Source organism: Pseudaeromonas aegiceratis (assembly GCF_046254905.1).
Taxonomy (GTDB): Bacteria; Pseudomonadota; Gammaproteobacteria; order Enterobacterales; family Aeromonadaceae; genus Pseudaeromonas; species Pseudaeromonas aegiceratis.
Genome location: NZ_CP158016.1, coordinates 3,482,033 through 3,497,960, shown reverse-complemented (window position 1 = coordinate 3,497,960; position 15,928 = coordinate 3,482,033). Strand labels below are relative to the sequence as shown.

General features: G+C 65.9%; 12 protein-coding genes. 3 read left to right on the top strand and 9 right to left on the bottom strand.

Annotated features, from left to right (window positions below):
• Positions 1-56 precede the first annotated feature (56 nt).
• A complete protein-coding gene (locus tag ABHF91_RS16355; RefSeq protein WP_409421292.1) occupies positions 57-965 on the top strand; it encodes a LysR substrate-binding domain-containing protein in 909 nt (302 codons plus the stop codon).
• Here ABHF91_RS16355 and ABHF91_RS16350 read toward each other — a convergent pair.
• A complete protein-coding gene (locus tag ABHF91_RS16350) occupies positions 938-3,400 on the bottom strand; it encodes a cation:proton antiporter (protein WP_409421291.1) in 2,463 nt (820 codons plus the stop codon). The two genes, ABHF91_RS16355 and ABHF91_RS16350, sit on opposite strands and share 28 nt — an antisense overlap.
• Positions 3,401-3,668: 268 nt before the next feature.
• Here ABHF91_RS16350 and ABHF91_RS16345 point away from each other — a divergent pair, with 268 nt between their 5' ends.
• Both ABHF91_RS16345 and ABHF91_RS16340 read left to right on the top strand, forming a co-directional pair.
• A complete protein-coding gene (locus ABHF91_RS16345) occupies positions 3,669-5,927 on the top strand; it encodes a phosphatase PAP2 family protein (RefSeq protein ID WP_409421290.1) in 2,259 nt (752 codons plus the stop codon).
• A gap of 624 nt (positions 5,928-6,551) precedes the next feature.
• Positions 6,552-9,431 carry an alpha-amylase family glycosyl hydrolase gene (locus ABHF91_RS16340; RefSeq protein WP_409421289.1) on the top strand — a complete coding sequence of 960 codons (2,880 nt, stop codon included), beginning with the start codon at positions 6,552-6,554 and terminating at the stop codon, positions 9,429-9,431.
• 80 nt (positions 9,432-9,511) lie between these two features.
• Here the strand turns inward: ABHF91_RS16340 and ABHF91_RS16335 are convergent, their stop codons facing one another.
• Genes ABHF91_RS16335 through ABHF91_RS16300 form a run of 8 tightly spaced genes read right to left on the bottom strand, consistent with a single transcriptional unit; the run spans position 9,512 to position 15,924 of the window.
• Positions 9,512-10,540: a LacI family DNA-binding transcriptional regulator gene (locus tag ABHF91_RS16335; protein WP_409421288.1), complete on the bottom strand. Its 1,029-nt coding sequence runs from the start codon at positions 10,538-10,540 to the stop codon at positions 9,512-9,514.
• Positions 10,541-10,543: 3 nt separating this feature from the next.
• Positions 10,544-11,560: a porphobilinogen synthase gene (gene hemB, locus ABHF91_RS16330; RefSeq protein ID WP_409421287.1), complete on the bottom strand. Its 1,017-nt coding sequence runs from the start codon at positions 11,558-11,560 to the stop codon at positions 10,544-10,546.
• Entirely contained in the window at positions 11,557-12,351 is a 795-nt protein-coding gene (locus ABHF91_RS16325; protein WP_409421286.1) for a TatD family hydrolase, read from the bottom strand. Before ABHF91_RS16325 ends, hemB begins: the two co-directional genes overlap by 4 nt.
• Positions 12,344-13,087: a twin-arginine translocase subunit TatC gene (gene tatC / locus ABHF91_RS16320; RefSeq protein WP_409421285.1), complete on the bottom strand. Its 744-nt coding sequence runs from the start codon at positions 13,085-13,087 to the stop codon at positions 12,344-12,346. The genes ABHF91_RS16325 and tatC overlap by 8 nt, the downstream gene beginning before the upstream one ends.
• Entirely contained in the window at positions 13,084-13,431 is a 348-nt protein-coding gene (gene tatB / locus ABHF91_RS16315) for a Sec-independent protein translocase protein TatB (RefSeq protein WP_409421284.1), read from the bottom strand. Before tatB ends, tatC begins: the two co-directional genes overlap by 4 nt.
• A gap of 3 nt (positions 13,432-13,434) precedes the next feature.
• A complete protein-coding gene (gene tatA / locus ABHF91_RS16310) occupies positions 13,435-13,638 on the bottom strand; it encodes a twin-arginine translocase TatA/TatE family subunit (protein ID WP_409421283.1) in 204 nt (67 codons plus the stop codon).
• Positions 13,639-13,675: 37 nt separating this feature from the next.
• Positions 13,676-15,313 (bottom strand): ubiquinone biosynthesis regulatory protein kinase UbiB, encoded by a 1,638-nt coding sequence (gene ubiB, locus ABHF91_RS16305; protein ID WP_409421282.1) that lies wholly within the window; start codon positions 15,311-15,313, stop codon positions 13,676-13,678.
• On the bottom strand, positions 15,310-15,924 hold the full coding sequence (locus tag ABHF91_RS16300) for an SCP2 domain-containing protein (RefSeq protein WP_409421281.1): 615 nt from the start codon (positions 15,922-15,924) through the stop codon (positions 15,310-15,312). Before ABHF91_RS16300 ends, ubiB begins: the two co-directional genes overlap by 4 nt.
• Positions 15,925-15,928 lie beyond the last annotated feature (4 nt).

Here is a 15,928-nt window from a genome sequence, read left to right as displayed (position 1 = left end):
TCGGCGCTCCTCGGCCGAACAAACGGGAAAAACTGCGACAGGTATTAGGTGAGCTTATGTCTGATCTCATGCACCGCCTGAAGGCGCTGGCGGTGTTGCAGGCGGTGCTGGAGACGGGCTCCTTCAGCCAGGCGGCCCAGCGGCTGTTCATCACCCAGTCGGCGGTGAGTCAGCACGTCAAGCAGCTGGAGGCGGCCCTGGGGCCGCTGTTTGTGCGGGGGCCCCGCCAGCTGACCCCAACGCCGTTGGCGGAGGGGCTGCGGCCCTACCTCAGCCAGGGCTTTGCCCAGCTGCAGGCGGGCTGGCAACAGGCCCAGGGGCGGCAGGACAACCAGGTGGTGACCATTACGGTGCTGCCCTCTTTCGCCAGCTGCTGGCTGTTCCCCCGGCTGCCCAGCTTCAACCGCTGCTGCCCCGACGTGGAGCTGCGGCTGTCGGTGAGCGATCAGGTGCAGGATCTGGCGGCGGGAGGGCTGGATCTGGCCATCCGCTTCGGCCCGGGGCACTACCCCGGCCTGCTGGTGGAGCGGCTGATGGGGGACGCGCTGTTCCCGGTGGCGGCCCCCTCCTTGCTGGCCAGCCAAGGCACCCCGGCGAGCCCGGCAGACTTGGCGGCTCACCTGCTGCTGCAGGACAACTCGCCGCCGGCCATGAACTGGCCCGGCTGGCTGGCCCAAGCGGGCCAGGCGGATCTGCCGGTGCGCTACGGCATGATGGTGTCGGATGCCGGTCAGCTGCTGGGCATGGCCCAGGCGGGGCTGGGCATCGCCCTGGCCCGGCGCTCCCTGCTGGGCACCAGCCTGGCGGACGGCCGCCTCATCCGGCTGTTCGACAGCGAGTTGGCCAGCCCCTTCTCCTACTTTCTGGTGCAGCGGCCCCAGTCCGCCGGGCGGCCGGCGGTGGGGCGCTTTGTCCGCTGGCTGCAGCAGGAGATCCGTCAGCCGGGCTCGTGCGGCGCCAGCTGAGCGGCGATGGCCTCGCTGATGTTGTGGGCCAGCACCGGATCCCGGGCCATGATGGTGCGTACCTCGGGCAGGGTCAGCCAGAGCAGATCGCAGGGCCCCTCGGCGTAGAGGGTCTCGCCGTAGTGGCCGGTGAGCAGGGCCTCCAGCCCCAGCGTGCTGCCGGGGGTCTGGATGGGCTGACCGGCCCGGCGCAGATGGCCGCGGCCCAGCACCAGCAGGGCGTCGGCCTGGGCGCCACCGTGCAGCAGCTGTTCCCCCTGGGCGTGGATGCGGCGGCGGGCGCAGTGGCTTAGGGCCTGCAGGCTGCTCTCCTTGGCGCCGGCGAGCCAGGGTGCCTGCTGCAGGAGGGCGCGAAAGTCGGTGGGGGTGTCGAAGCGCGGCATGCGCCGCAGCCCCGCCAGCCGGCTCTCCACGTCGCGGACCAGCTTCTGGGCCTCGGAACTCTCCAGCTTGGCCTCCGCCTCCAGCTGCTCGATGAGATAGCGCTCCTTGTTCAGCATCACCCGCCGGGCGGTCTGGGTCTCCAGGCTGTAGGCCACCTCGGGAAAGCTCTCCTGCAGCTGGCGTATCATGGCGATGGCCTCTTGCTTGTTCAGCTCGATGCGCGCCTGCACCTCCCGGGTCAGCTCGGTCGACGGGCTCAGGGCCTCGGCGGTGCGGCTCATCTCCTCCTGGGCCTGGATAAAGCCCCGCGCCACCTCGTAGCCCAGGGCCATGCGGCCGAAGGAGAGGCTCAGCAGCCGGCGGTTGAGCCAGCGGGCCTGGCCCTGCAGCCCCAGGCGACTCATCAGCCTGAGCAGGGGAGGGGTCCCCCACAACCGGTACAGCTCCATCCGCGGGCCGATACAGGGGTCGCCGTCCAGGGCGTGCTCCACCGCCTCGGTGAGGTGGTGCACCGCATGACGCTCCAGGGCCCCCTCGCGAAACAGGTGCCAGTAGTAGCGCCGCTCCGCCTCCAGGATGCGGCGCTGATAGGCCACCGCCAGCTCACGGTCGTCCTGGGGCACGGCGGGGGCCGGCGCCTCCTCCCCCAGGGCCAGGCTGTGGCTGACCTGGCGCCAGTCGGCCCGGGCCATCAGGGGATCGGCCTGCAGATCCGCCATCTGCTCGCCAAGCTGTTCGGCGATGCGCCGCCGGGCGCTGGCCACCGTCGCCTGTTTGGCCGGCGGCAGGCGGTTGAGCCCCAGGCGGGCCAGCAGGCTACCCATGCTGGTGCCGTTGATGGCGATGGACAGCAGCACGATACCGGCGGCCAGAAACAGCACCTGATCCCCCACCTCGGTGGGCAATCCCGGCTGGTTGGCCACCGTCAGGGCCAGGGCCAGGGAGACGGCGCCTCTGAGTCCGCCCCAGGTGAGTACCATGGCCTTCTGCCGGTTGATGGGCACACCCACCTTGCCCAGCAGGGGCATGAAGAGGGCGATGGCCGCGGCGCGGATGACGAACACCCCCACATAGAGCAGCCCCAGCACCCACCACCAGGCCAGCATGCCCTCGGAGATCCGCAGGGCTATGATGAGCCCCACCAGCAGGAAGATCAGGGTGTTGGCTATGTAGGCGCTGATCTCCCAGAAGTGGTGGAGGAACTGGGCCACCTCCACCGAGATGCGGGTGCGGCCCGGGCCGGCAAACAGCAGGGCCAGGGTCACCACAGCCACCACCCCGGAGACGTGCAGCAGGTGCTCGGCCAGGAAGTAGGCCAGGTAGGCGCAGATGACGCTGATGCTGATCTCCACCAGGGGATCGTTGTAGATGCGCTCTATCCACCACAGGGCCAGACCGCCCACCAAGAGGCCGGTGGCGCCCCCCATCAGCACCACCCAGACGAATTCCAGGCCGCCATCCAGCAGGCCCATGGGCGCTTGCCCGGTCAGCATGGCCAGGAACAGGGTGAACAGCACTATGGCGGTGCCGTCGTTGAGCAGGGACTCGCCGTCGATCAGGGTCTCCAGCCGCTTGCGGGAGCTGACCTCCTTGAGCAGGGCCACCACAGCCACCGGATCCGTGGCGCTGATGAGGGCGCCGAACAGCAGGCACAGGGGCCAGCTCCACTCCCAGGGCAGCAGCCAGCGCAGCAGTAGGGCGGTGAGCAGCACGGCCACCACCAGCACCGGGATGGCCAGCAGGGCGATCTGGTTGGCCAGCCGGCGAAACAGGTGGGTCTCCATGGCGAAGGCCGACTCGAAGATCAGGGTGGGCAGAAACAGGAACAGCAGCAGGTGGGGCTCGATGCGGGTCAACTGATCCAGCCCCTGGGTCAGGGGGGCACTGGCGTCACCCCAGTAGCGGCTGGCCAGGCCGATGAGCAGCCCCATCAGCAGCAGGGCCACGCTGTAGGGCAGGGGGCTGTGGCGCAGGCCGCGGCGCACCAGGGCGCCGATGAGCAGCCCCACTATGCCAAACAGCACCAGCAGCACGGGGTAGTTGTGGGTCATGATGACCTCCGACCAGTTTTCTTAAAGGATAGTCTCGGGCCGGGTCCGGCAGGCGACGTCATCAAAGCGCCACGGGGTTGTCATGGGGGCGACCCGGATTTGTCACAGGGAGCGGGAATACTTGGCCGGCCAATGAGCAAAAACTCTAAGGAAGGTGTGAGCAGGTGGGCAGGGTGTCGTCCTGAACAGGCGGTCCGCTCAGATGACCGTTTTCCTCAGGTGCGGATTTGGTTTTCTCACTATGCCCTCGTATATAAGGATGTATTCCATGTTTAACTCGTTGAATACGAAAGTATTTGCCCTGAGCGCCATCACCCTGACCCTGGCAGCCTGTAACTCTGATGACGACACCGCCTATACCAATCCGGGGATGCCCGCCGGGGTCAGCACCACGGCCTATATTGCCGCACCGGCGCTAAGCGGCTCAGAGGTCGCCGTGGTGGAGGGCAACATTCCCGTCACCAACGCGAAGTCGAATATCGTGGCCTACGACGAGGCCGTGAATCCGATCCTGCAGATCCTGTCCGGCTTCAACAGCCTGTGGAGCAACGGGGACACCACCTGGCTGAGCACAGGGTCCGACAGTCTGAAGGTCGCCAGCGGCTATGAGTCCTACACCGGGGTGGATGGCGGCGGCACCAACAGCACCAGCAAGGCCCTGCTGCTGGACTTCGGCAATGAAGCGACGCTGAATGCGGATGTCTGGCAATACAACTTTGATTACGTGAAGACCCTGACCCGTCCGGGGGAAACAACTCCGGACGTGGATCGCACGGACGCCGCGGCCCAGGTGTTCGCCTACCTCGATGATCAGCGAGAGAAAGGCTACAGCATCACCTCCGGGCTGGGCGCCCTGGCGGAGGACTACCGGATTGGGGCCAATGCCAACTCCACCTACTCCTACAGCGCCGACGGCACCAAGGTCTATGTGGACGGCACCGAGGTGGACATCTTCGATCAGACCCATTTGATGAATGATGGTCTGGGTAGCGGGACCAACTACGGCGAAACCGGCTACGAGCTGGATGCGGTCGTGACCCTGTTGCAGACCATCGCCGACTACGGTGCCTCGACGGAAGCGCCCAAATACCACTTCGAGAGCCCGCGCCCCTGGCGGATGGAGAGTGACTACAGTGTCGCCAGTTACAGCGATATCGGCGATGTCACCCAGCTGACCTGTTATGAGCTGGACGGGACCTCCGCAACCAAATTCTACGATTTCCCGCAAGACCCCATCGTCTCCCCTCTGGTGGGCCTGCGTTGCGCCGGGCGCCAGATCTACACCGATAACGGTGATGGCAGTTTCAGTGAGGGCTATACGGCGGACAGCGGCAGTGGCTGGGTGTCCGGTCGTGCCAAGGACGGGGCCTTCCCCAGCGGCCACACGACCGAAGCCATCGACCGGGGGCTGGGTCTGGCCTACGCCATTCCGGAACGGTTTGCCGAGATGGCGGCCCGTTCGGTGGATCTGGGCACCAACCGCATCGTGGCGGGCATGCACTCCCCGCTGGATGTCATCGGCGGCCGCATCATGGGGATTGCGGTGACCGCGGCGGCCCTCAATGCCAATCCGGACGTCGCCAGTGCGGCGGTCGAGGAGGCTCAGGCGTATTTCCTGGCGAAGGCCCAAGACCAGGGCTTTGACACCGTATCCGACTATGCCCAAAGCGATGTGACCGATGCGGAAGCCTTGCGTTATGCGGACCACGCGGCGATGAAAGCCCGTTATAAGGCCGCCCTGACCTACGGCTTTGACCCCCTGGACGAAGACAGTGCCGAGCCGGAAGTCCCCGAAGGGGCGGAGGCCCTGCTGGCATCGCGCTTTCCCTATCTGGATGCCACCCAGCGACGGGCGGTGCTGGCGACCACTGAGATTGACTCCAACTACCCGGTCATCGACCAATCCCGCGGCTGGGGGCGCTTGAACCTGGTGGAGGCGGCCGATGGTTACGGTGCCTTTACCAGCAATGTGGCGGTCGTCATGGATGCCGATGACGGCACCTTCAGCGCCCAGGATCACTGGCTCAACGATATCTCCGGGGCAGGTCGTCTGGAGAAAAGCGGCACCGGTGCGCTCTATCTGGCAGGCGACAACAGCTACAGTGGCGGCACCCTGGTCGAACAGGGCACCCTGGTGGCGGCGTCAGCCTCGGCCTTCGGCGCTTACACCCTCTATCAGGCAGACGGTACTGTGCTGGTGTCGATTGATGCAGGTGAAAGCGACAGCAGCGCCGGTGGGCTGACGGTGTCCGACTTTGTCATGGCCGGTGGGGAACTGGCGCTGGATCTGGTGAACAACGCCAGTCTGACGGCCGAAAAAGGCATCTATCTGACCGGCGACAGCACCGCCTTGTCGGTGGTGGTGCCGACCCTGACGGAAGCGACCCGCTATAGCGTGCTGTCGGCCAAGCACCTGGAGGGCACCTTCGGTTCGCTCTCGGCGGTGGATGAAGCGGGAACCGCTTATGCCATTTCCGCCAGCTACTCGGCGACCGGTGCCACCATCACGGTTACCCCCCAAGCCTAGGCTGGGTCTTCCCCGCCATCCCATTCACACCGGGCAGTCATGCGCCTAATGCGGGTCGCTTAAGCAGCGGCTACTCATGAATGGGCGCCAGAGGCAAGCCATCCCCCACCTAGCCTCCCCCTTGGTAAGGGGGAGGAACGACATTTCCCTCCCCTTGTTTAAGGGGAGGGTTAGGGTGGGGTTGGCTTTTGCTTTGAAAAACATGATGGGGACTGCAAGAAAGGCAGTATAAGGCGCCAATGGCGCCTTAACTGATGAGCATTGGGCGCCTCGCGCCCGGTTTTTCTTTGGTACTCGGGTCACCGTGGCTGCGGCCCCGGCATCGGGATTTGCCGGGCGGCCGACCGTGACCATCTTCCCTTTTGCCTCTTCTCGTTTGACGCCTATTCTGCGGGTTTTCGCTAAAAAACAAGATAAACGGTTAACTTTCGATGGTTATCCGGAGCGGTCGGGTTTTGGGGTGGCAGCCCCGGGTTCACCCCGATATCGTTAATTTACCGGCGGTTTCGTTTTGTGATCCCGCTCGAAAGCGTAAATAAAGCCGATTGATCCTTAGGAATTCCTGTCCTCTAATGCCGACGCGCAAGTTAACCGTTTCACTTGAATTAGAACAAGGATGCCCCTATGAAAACCCGGCTTCACCTGGGCGACGCCTTCGCGGCGCGGCCCTTTGTCTTACGCCACTTTGCCTTATGCCCTCTGGCGGTGCTGTTACCGCTCCTGCTGGCGGCCTGTAATGGCAGCAGTGACAATACCGGCACCACCACGGATCCGGATCCGTCCGATACCGAGACCAGCAGTTGCGTCGACAACCCCATGGGCGACACCGATCTCTATCTGCGTGGCGGCATGAACAGCTGGACCGCCGATGACGACTACAAGTTCAGCTATGTCTGCGATCACTTCGAGTTGGTGACCGCCGACATCGAGGCCACCGAGAGCTTCAAGATCGCCGATGACGCCTGGTCCAGCACCGCCGACTTCGGTGGCGCCGACAGCAGCCAGGTGGCGCTGGATACGCCCCTGACCCTGGCATTGCAGGGCAGCAACCTCTCCTTTGACTTCTCCGGCACCAACAAGGTCGAGCTGGACATGAGCGAGTCTACCGAGACCCCCTCGCTCACCATCTACCAGTGTCCGGATGCCCCGCTGGGGGACACCGCCCTCTACCTGCAGGGGGAGATGAACGACTGGAGCGCCAGCAACCAGTACCGCTTCACCTACAGCTGCGATGCCTACTACCTGAACGTGGACGACAGCGGTGAGTACAGCTTCAAGCTGGCGGACAGCAGCTGGGCGGCGGCCACCACCTATGGTGCGGCCACCTCGGGTACCAGCCTGACCTATGGCGAGGCCAGCAGCGTGGTGACCGATGAGACCCAGGGTGGCAGCAGCGAGAACCTCAGCTTCAACTTCACCGGCGGCAATACCGTCAAGCTGGCGATGGACAGCGATGGTAGCAACCCCACCCTGACCATAGGCGACGAGACCTTCACCGGCACCGCCGAGAATCCGGTGACCGATGCCGTGGCGTTGAGCGTCACCTTCGACTCCCGGGATCTGGACCACAAGAGTCCGTTTGGCGCCGTGACCGATGGCAGCACCATCAACTATGCGGTGACTGCCCAGGAGGCCAACGGCGAGGTCATCGATGCCATGACGCTGGTGGTGGCCACCCACACCCTGGAAGGCAACCAGGATTCGATCACCAATACCGACGCGGTCGAGGTGCCCATGACCAAGTCGACCGACGAGGCCGGCCTGGAGACCTGGACCGCCAGCCATACCTTCGCTACCAAGGGGGTCTACAGCTACTACTTCACGTTCACCATCGGCAGCGAGACCTACGTCTACGAGAACAACGAGGACACCGTCTACTGGACCTCGGAAGAGGGGACCGACGGGGTGGGCGAGGTGGCCTTCCTGCCCAGCGACAGCGATGACATCCGCCGCTACCGGCAGACCGTCTACCTGAGCGACTTCCAGGTGCCGGATTGGGCGCAGGATGCGGTCTACTACCAGATCTTCCCCGAGCGCTTCCGCAACGGTGACAGCAGCAACGATCCTACGACCGGTGTCGACACCTACCTGGGCGGGGCGGTGGAATTCCACAGCAACTGGACGGACACCCCTTACCTGCCGGGCGACGGCAACAGCGATGACACCTACAACAACGACTTCTTCGGCGGCGACCTGCAGGGCATCATCGACAAGCTCGATTATTTGGCCGACCTGGGGGTCAACACCCTCTACATCAACCCCATCTTCGAGGCGGGCAGTAACCACAAGTACGACACCGGCAACTACCTGCAGGTGGACGATAACTTCGGTGACAACGCCTTGTTTGCCACGCTCAATGCCACCGCCAAGCAGAAGGGCATCCGGGTGGTGTTGGATACCTCGCTGAACCATACCGGTACCGACTCCGTCTACTTTGATCGCTACAGCCGTTATGACACGGACGGGGCGTTTGAAGGGGGCGCGATCAACACGGCATCGCCTTACTACAGCTGGTACACCTTCTACACCGATGCCACCGAAGCCGACGACATGTATGCCGGCTGGCTGGGTGAGTCCACCCTGGCGGAGCTGGTGGAAACCGACGACTACAAGGCATTCGCCTACGGCAACGATGACTCGGTGACCAAGTACTGGCTGGATCAGGGTTTGTCCGGCTGGCGGATGGACGTGGCGCCCTGGGTGAGCGATGAGTTCTGGCGTGGCTGGTACAGTGCGGTCAAGACCAAGGACAGCGATGCGGTGACGGTGGCGGAAACCTGGTTTGACGCTTCCAAGTTCCTGCTGGGCGACGAGTTTGACGCCACCATGAACTACATCTTCCACGATGCGGTGCTGGACTTTGCCAATGGCAGCGATGCCAGCACCGTCTATCGCAACCTGGAGATGGTGCGGGAGCACTATCCGCCCCAGGCGCTGCATGCCCTGATGAACCTGTTGTCGTCCCATGATGTGGCCCGGGCGCTCTACAACCTGGGGGATGAAGGCAGCGATACGGATGCCGCCACTGTGGCCACCGCCAAGCAGCGCTTCTTGCTGGCCACCCTGTTCCAGATGACCTATCCCGGCGCCCCGTCCATCTACTACGGTGACGAAGTGGGGGTCACCGGCGGGGCCGATCCCATGAACCGCGGCACCTATCCCTGGGCGGATCAGGGCGGCTCACCGGATACGGCGATGCTGGCCGAGATGAAGAGCCTGATTGCCCTGCGCAACGACAACGCCATCCTGCGCCAGGGCACGCTGTCCGCCCCCCTGTACAGCGACGAGCATGTGCTGGTGCTGCTGCGGGAGCTGGACGACCAGAAGGCCCTGGTGGTGCTGAACAACGCCGATACGGCCCAGAGCCTGACCCTGAGCCTGGACAGTGCCCTGGCGGGGACCTATCAGGATCTGCTGGGGGGTGACGGCGTGACGGTGGCCGCCGACGGCAGCGTCAGCCTGACGGTGCCGGCACTTTACGGCCAGGTCTTGCTGAACCAGTAGGTCACACCATTCCTTTTGTATGTCCGTGTTTGCCCCGGCCCAGTGCCGGGGCTTTTTTTGTCCGGCGCTGTCGCCGTGGTTCAGCCGATGGGCACGGGTCCGGTGCTCTGTCCCGGGATCAGGGTGGCGGGGCTGGGGGAGAGGGGTTGGCCCTGCAGCTGGCAGACGGCCTGGTAGCCACGGCCGAACACGTCCTGGCCGACGGTGGTGAGGCGCAGGGGCAGGTAGTTGAGGATGTGCAGGTTGTCGATGCCCATCAGGGAGACCTGCTCGGGGATGCGGTAACCCAGGGTGAACAGATGCTTGAAGCAGGCCACCGCCATGATGTCGGCCATGGCGAGGATGGCGGTGGCCCCCTGGGCCAGCTTCTGCTCGATGGCACCGGCCACCGCGGCCACCCCGTCCAGGGTCACCTCGGCCTCCAGCAGATCCTCGCTGTGAAAGGGCACGCCGTGGTGCTGCAGGGCGCGGCGCACCCCCAGCAACCGCTCCTTGTGCACCACCGACTGCTCCAGCGGGCCGAACAGCAGCACCAGCTTGCGGTGACCCAGGCTCAGCAGGTGATCGGCGGCCAGCTCCCCCAGTCGAGCATCGTCCTGGCTGTAATCCTGCAGGCCGGCGGTGGGGTGATCGGCGAAGTAGCCCTTGTCGTCCACCACCAGCACCGGGGCCTGCCAGGCCTCCAGATCGGCGAGGGTCTCCCGGCTGTGCTTACCCAGCACCAGCACCCCGGCAGGGGTGGCGCCCTGGCGCAGCTGACGGATCTGATCCCCCTGCTCCACCCGGACGAAGGCGATCTGCAGATCCTGGTCGTAGGCGGCGTGCTCCACCCCGGCGATGAACTCGTTGAAGAAGGGGCAGTCCATCAAGATGCCCCGCAGGCGCACCGGATCCTCGGACTCGGGCAGCAGCACCAGCAGGGTGCGGGAACTGCCCCGCAGCTGGCTGGCGTGGGGATTGGGACGAAAGCCCAGCTCCCGGGCCAGATCCAGCACCTTCTGCCGGGTGGCGTCAGAGACCTTGCCCGGCTTGTTGTTCAGCACGTAGGAGGCGGTGGCGATGGAGACCCCCGCCGCCTGGGCCAGTTCGCGGATGGTGAGCTTGCCCATGGCTTAGGCCTTGGGCGCCTGCAGCCACTGGGCCACCCGCTTGGCGAAGTAGGTGAGGATGCCGTCGGCCCCGGCCCGCTTGAAGCAGAGCAGGGATTCCAGGATGCACTCGCGCTCCTTCAGCCAGCCATTTTGGATGGCGGCCATGTGCATGGCGTATTCGCCGCTCACCTGATAGGCGAAGGTGGGCACGCCGTACTGCTCCTTCACCCGGCGCACCACGTCCAGGTAGGGCATGCCGGGCTTGACCATCACCATGTCGGCGCCTTCGGCCAAGTCCATGCCCACCTCCAGCAGAGCCTCGTCGCCGTTGCCCGGATCCATCTGGTAGGTCTCCTTGCTGGCCTTGCCCAGGTTGGCGGCCGAGCCCACCGCATCGCGGAACGGACCGTAGTAGTTGGAGGCGTACTTGGCGGAGTAGGCCAGTATCTGGGTGTTGATGAAGCCCTGATCCTCCAGGGCCTGGCGGATGGCGGCGATGCGGCCGTCCATCATGTCCGACGGCGCCACCACGTCCACGCCGGCACGGGCGTGGCACAGGGCCTGGCGCACCAGGGCATCTGTGGTGGCTTCGTTCAGCACGTAGCCGGTGTCATCCAGCAGGCCGTCCTGGCCGTGGCTGGTGTAAGGATCCAGCGCCACGTCCGTGATGACCCCCAGCTGGGGATAGGCGGCCTTGAGGGCCCGCACGACTGTGGGCACCAGGCCCTGGTCGTCCCAGGCGGCTTCGGCGGTGTCGCTCTTGGCATGCTGACCCACCACGGGGAACAGGGCGATGGCGGGGATGCCCAAGGCCACCAGCTCGCCGGCCTCGACCAGCAGCAGATCCAGGCTCAGCCGCTCCACCCCCGGCATGCTGGCCACCGGCTCCCGGCGGTTTTCCCCTTCCAGCACAAACACCGGATAGATGAGGTCATCCACCGTCAGTACCTGCTCGCGCACCAGGCGGCGGCTGAAGTCGTGGGCCCGCAGGCGGCGCGGCCGCCGGGCGGGGAAGGGGCTGTGGACATACTGGGTCATGACATCACCTCGTCAAGTTGGAACAGGGCCCGGGCGGCGGCGCTGGTGTGGGCTAGCAAGGCGTCCAGGGATTCGCCCCGCAGGGCCGCCACCGTGGCGGCGATGTGGGGCAGGTGGGCCGGGCTGTTGCGCCGGCTCTTGGGTTTGGGGCTGAGATCCCGCGGGATGAGATAGGGGGCATCGGTCTCGATCAGCAGGCGGCCGGCGGGGATCAGGGGGACCAGCTCCCGCAGGCTCTGACCACGGCGCTCGTCGCAGATCCAGCCGGTGATGCCGATGTGCAAGTCCAGCGCCAGGCACTGTTCCAGCTCGGCCCGGCTGCCGGTGAAGCAGTGCAGCACGCCGCCCGTCAGCTGCGATCGCCAGGGGGAGAGCAGGGCGGCGAAGCGGTCATGGGCATCCCGGCAGTGCATGAACAGCGGCCGCTTAAGGCGGGCCGCCAGGGCCAGCTGGGCGTCGAACACCGCCTCCTGCACCGGCCGGGGCGAGAAGTCGCGGTTAAAATCCAGGCCGCACTCTCCCACCGCCACCACCTGGGGCAGAGAGTGCAGGCGTTCAAGCTGGGTGATCCAGCCATCGCCCACCGACTTGGCATCGTGGGGATGGACCCCGGCTGTGCTGTAGCAGACGCCGGGCCAGCGGGCGGCCAGCTCGGCGGCCGCCTGGCTGTCGGCCAGATCCGTGCCGGTGAGCAGCAGGCGGTGAACGCCGGCGGCCTGGGCCTCGGCCACCACGATTGCCTCGTCGCCGGCAAACTGTTCGCTGGTCAGGTTGACGCCGATATCAATCACGGTCGGCGTCCTCGGGATCCTGGGGCGGCGGCGTCAGCCGGCCCAGCCAGAGCCCCAGCTCGAACAGCAGGCAGATGGGAATGGCCAGCAGGGTCTGGGAGAGCACGTCCGGCGGGGTCAGCAGCATGCCGACGACGAAGGCGCCGACGATGACATAGGGGCGCTGACGGGCCAGCTGGTCGGGGGCAATCACGCCGCTGCGGCACAGCAAGATCATGGCCACCGGGATCTCGAACACCAGGCCGAAGGCGAAGAACAGGGCCAGCACGAAGTCCAGGTAGTTGGCGATGTCGGTGGCCACCGTCACCCCCTCGGGGGCCGTGGCGCTGAAGAAGCCGAAGATCACCGGGAAGACGGCGTAGTAGGCGAAGGCCAGCCCCAGGTAGAACAGCAGGGCGCTGGAGATGACCAGCGGCAGGATCAGCCGGCGCTCATGCTTGTAGAGGCCCGGCGCCACGAAGGCCCAGATCTGGTAGAGCACCCAGGGGATGGCCAGGAAGAAGGCCACGAACAGGGTCAGCTTCATGGGGATGAAGAAGGGGGTGGCCACCCCGGTGGCGATCATGGTGCCGCCCTGGGGCAGGGCCGCCAGCAGGGGGGCCGCCAGGAAGTGGTAGATGTCGTTGGCGAAGGCGAACAGGGCGAGAAACAGGCCACCCACCACGGCCAGGGCTCGCAGCAGACGACGGCGCAGCTCCACCAGGTGGGCGATGAGCGGCAGTGCTTCCTGGCTCATGAGGGTTTGTGCTCCTGGGGATCGGCCGGTTGGTCGGATGCCTGGGGATCTTCGGCCCGCAGCTGGGCCATGGCGGCATCCTCGGCGGCCTCGGGGTCGTCCTCTTCCGGCGGACGCTGGTCGGTGTGAGGCGGTTGCAGGGACTGGGCCTCTTTGAGCTGCTGCTGCAGCTCGGAGATCTGCAGCTCCCGGTCCAGCTCCTGCTTGACGTTGTTCAAGGTGCTGCGGGCGGTATGCAGCCAGCGGGCCACCAGGCGCACCGCCGCCGGCAGCCGTTCCGGGCCCAGCACCAGCAGGCCGATGACGGCCACCAGGGCCAGCTCCCAGAAGCCGATATCAAACATGGCTTAGGCCTTGGGCGGTTGCGGGTCGTTATGATCGTCGGACTTGCCGGCGTCTTTCTCGTCGCCCTTCTCTTCACCCTTCATGGCGCGCTTGAAGTCTTTGAGGGCGGTACCCAGATCGCCCCCCAGGCCGCGCAGCTTCTTGCTGCCGAACAGCAGAAACACGATGAGGGCGATGAGCAGCAGTTCTGTTATGCCAAAATTCATGATCTGTCCTTGTCTATGCGCTCGGGGTCACCGAGATCTAGGCGCCCGGGCGGCTGCTGCGCCAGGCCTGCAGCCAGCTGACGGCCGCGGCGGCCAGGCTCCAGGGGGCCCAGGCGGCGTTGGGGCTGTTCAATAACAGCACGCCGGCCAGCAGCAGACTGGTGCCCAGCACCAGCCAGAGGCGGTTACGGCTCTGGCGTTGCTGCTGGTGGTGGAACTGCCGGTAGAGGCGGTCGAACTGGTGCTGCTGGCGTTGGGCCTGTTGCAGCACATCGTAAAGCATGTCGGGGAGCTGGGGCAGCTTCTCCGCCCAAAAAGGCGCCTTTTCCTTGATGGTGGTCCAGGCGGCCTGGGGGCCGATCTGCTGGCGCAGCCACTGTTCCAGGAAGGGCTTGGCGGTCTGCCACAGATCCAGCTGGGGGTAGAGCTGGCGGCCCAGGCCTTCCACGTACAGCAGGGTCTTCTGCAGCAGCACCAGTTGGGGCTGCACCTGCATGTGGAAGCGGCGGGCCGTGTTGAACAGGTTGAGCAGCACCTGACCGAAGGAGATCTCCGCCAGCGGCTTGGCGAAGATGGGTTCCAGCACGGTGCGGATGGCGGCCTCGAACTCCTCCACCTTGGTCTCGGGCGGTACCCAGCCGGAGGCCACATGCAGCTCGGCTACCTTGCGGTAGTCGCGGTTGAAGAAGGCCAGGAAGTTCTCCGCCAGGTAGCGCTTGTCCTCCCGGTTGAGGGTGCCGACGATGCCGCAGTCGATGCCGATCCACTGGGGATCCTCGGGATGCAGGTAGGAGACGAAGACGTTGCCCGGGTGCATGTCGGCGTGGAAGAAGCTGTCGCGGAACACCTGGGTGAAGAAGACCCGCACCCCCCGCTCGGCCAGCAGCTTGAGGTTGGTGCCGTTGGCCTCCAGGGCCGCCTTGTCGGAAACCGGGATGCCGTAGATGCGCTCCATCACCAGCAGATCCGGCCGGCACAGATCCGTGTAGACCCTGGGCACGTACAGCTCGGGGGAGCCCTCGAAGTTGCGGCGCAGCTGGATGGCGTTGGCCGCCTCGCTCATCAGGTTGAGTTCGGCCTCCAGGGTCTTGCGGTATTCCACCACCACTTCCACCGGCCGCAGCCGGTTGCGGGGGAACAGCCAGGCCACGCCGCCGGCCAGGGTGGCCATCAGCCGCAGGTCGGCGTCGATGACCGGGCGGATATCCGGCCGGATCACCTTGAGCACCACTTCCTCGCCCGTGCTCTTGAGGCGGGCTGTGTGCACCTGGGCCACCGAGGCGGAGGCCAAGGGGGTGATGTCGAATTCGTCGAACAGCGCCTCAATGGGCTGCTTCAGGCTGGCCTCGATGCGATCGCGGGCCGCCTCGCCGGGAAAGGGGGGCACCCTGTCCTGCAGCAGGGCCAGCTCGTCGGCCAGATCCCGCGGCAGCAGATCCCGGCGGGTGGAGAGCATCTGGCCGAACTTGATGAACACAGGGCCCAGGGCCTCCAGAGCCAGCCGCAGGCGGGTGGCGCGGGACTTGTCCTTGTGGCGGTTGCCCAGCCAGAACAGGCTGTGGCGCAGCAGGCGCACCGGCCAGGGGCGCAGGGCACGGGGGATCAGCTCATCCAGGCCGTGGCGCAGCAGCACGGCGCCGATGCGGTAGGCCCGCAGCAGCTCCGCCGGCCTCATGGCGCCACCCGATGCAGCAGGCGCTCCACTCTCAGCTGGGTCTGCTCGAAGCGGCGGCGCAGGGCGTCCACGTCGTCGCAGAAGGCCGCCACCTCCAGCGGTCCCGGTGCCAGCCGGGCCTCTTCGGTGACGTATTCGGCCAGATCCTGGCGCAGCAGTTCCAGCTGGCGGCTGGCCCCCTGATGCAGCTGGCGCAGGCCACGGCACAGGCCGTGGGCCAGCACGTCACCCGTGTAGTGGGACAGCTGCTCCTCCCAGTCGATCTCCAGCCGACCAAACAGCACGGCCACGGCGTTGATGAGGCCGGGATCGCCGCTGATGTCCAGCTTCTCCTCGCGGATGTAGCGGGTCAGCTGGCCGGGATCCTTGAGCAGCGGCAGGGCTGCCAGGGAGAGAGTGAGGCTGGCATCCGGCTCGCCTTCATAGCGGCCCAGGCAGTCCACCCGGCCCGGGCTGAACAGCAGCCATACCGGGGTGGGCCACTCCCGCAGCCGGATCTGCACCCGCTTGCCGGTCAGGTGCTCACCCCGGGCCCGGCTGGCGGGATCCAGGGCCAGCAGGCGGTTGATGGCCGTTTCCAGGGTGGCGAGCAGCAGGCTGGGCAGGGGCATGGGA

Bases quoted from the DNA above. Each gene is read 5' to 3' on its own strand.
- ABHF91_RS16355 (WP_409421292.1), top strand. From the start codon at position 57: ATGTCTGATCTCATGCACCGCCTGAAGGCGCTGGCGGTGTTGCAGGCG.
- ABHF91_RS16350 (WP_409421291.1), bottom strand. From the start codon at position 3,400: ATGACCCACAACTACCCCGTGCTGCTGGTGCTGTTTGGCATAGTGGGG.
- ABHF91_RS16345 (WP_409421290.1), top strand. From the start codon at position 3,669: ATGTTTAACTCGTTGAATACGAAAGTATTTGCCCTGAGCGCCATCACC.
- ABHF91_RS16340 (WP_409421289.1), top strand. From the start codon at position 6,552: ATGAAAACCCGGCTTCACCTGGGCGACGCCTTCGCGGCGCGGCCCTTT.
- ABHF91_RS16335 (WP_409421288.1), bottom strand. From the start codon at position 10,540: ATGGGCAAGCTCACCATCCGCGAACTGGCCCAGGCGGCGGGGGTCTCC.
- hemB (WP_409421287.1), bottom strand. From the start codon at position 11,560: ATGACCCAGTATGTCCACAGCCCCTTCCCCGCCCGGCGGCCGCGCCGC.
- tatC (WP_409421285.1), bottom strand. From the start codon at position 13,087: ATGAGCCAGGAAGCACTGCCGCTCATCGCCCACCTGGTGGAGCTGCGC.
- tatB (WP_409421284.1), bottom strand. From the start codon at position 13,431: ATGTTTGATATCGGCTTCTGGGAGCTGGCCCTGGTGGCCGTCATCGGC.
- tatA (WP_409421283.1), bottom strand. From the start codon at position 13,638: ATGAATTTTGGCATAACAGAACTGCTGCTCATCGCCCTCATCGTGTTT.
- ubiB (WP_409421282.1), bottom strand. From the start codon at position 15,313: ATGAGGCCGGCGGAGCTGCTGCGGGCCTACCGCATCGGCGCCGTGCTG.
- ABHF91_RS16300 (WP_409421281.1), bottom strand. From the start codon at position 15,924: ATGCCCCTGCCCAGCCTGCTGCTCGCCACCCTGGAAACGGCCATCAAC.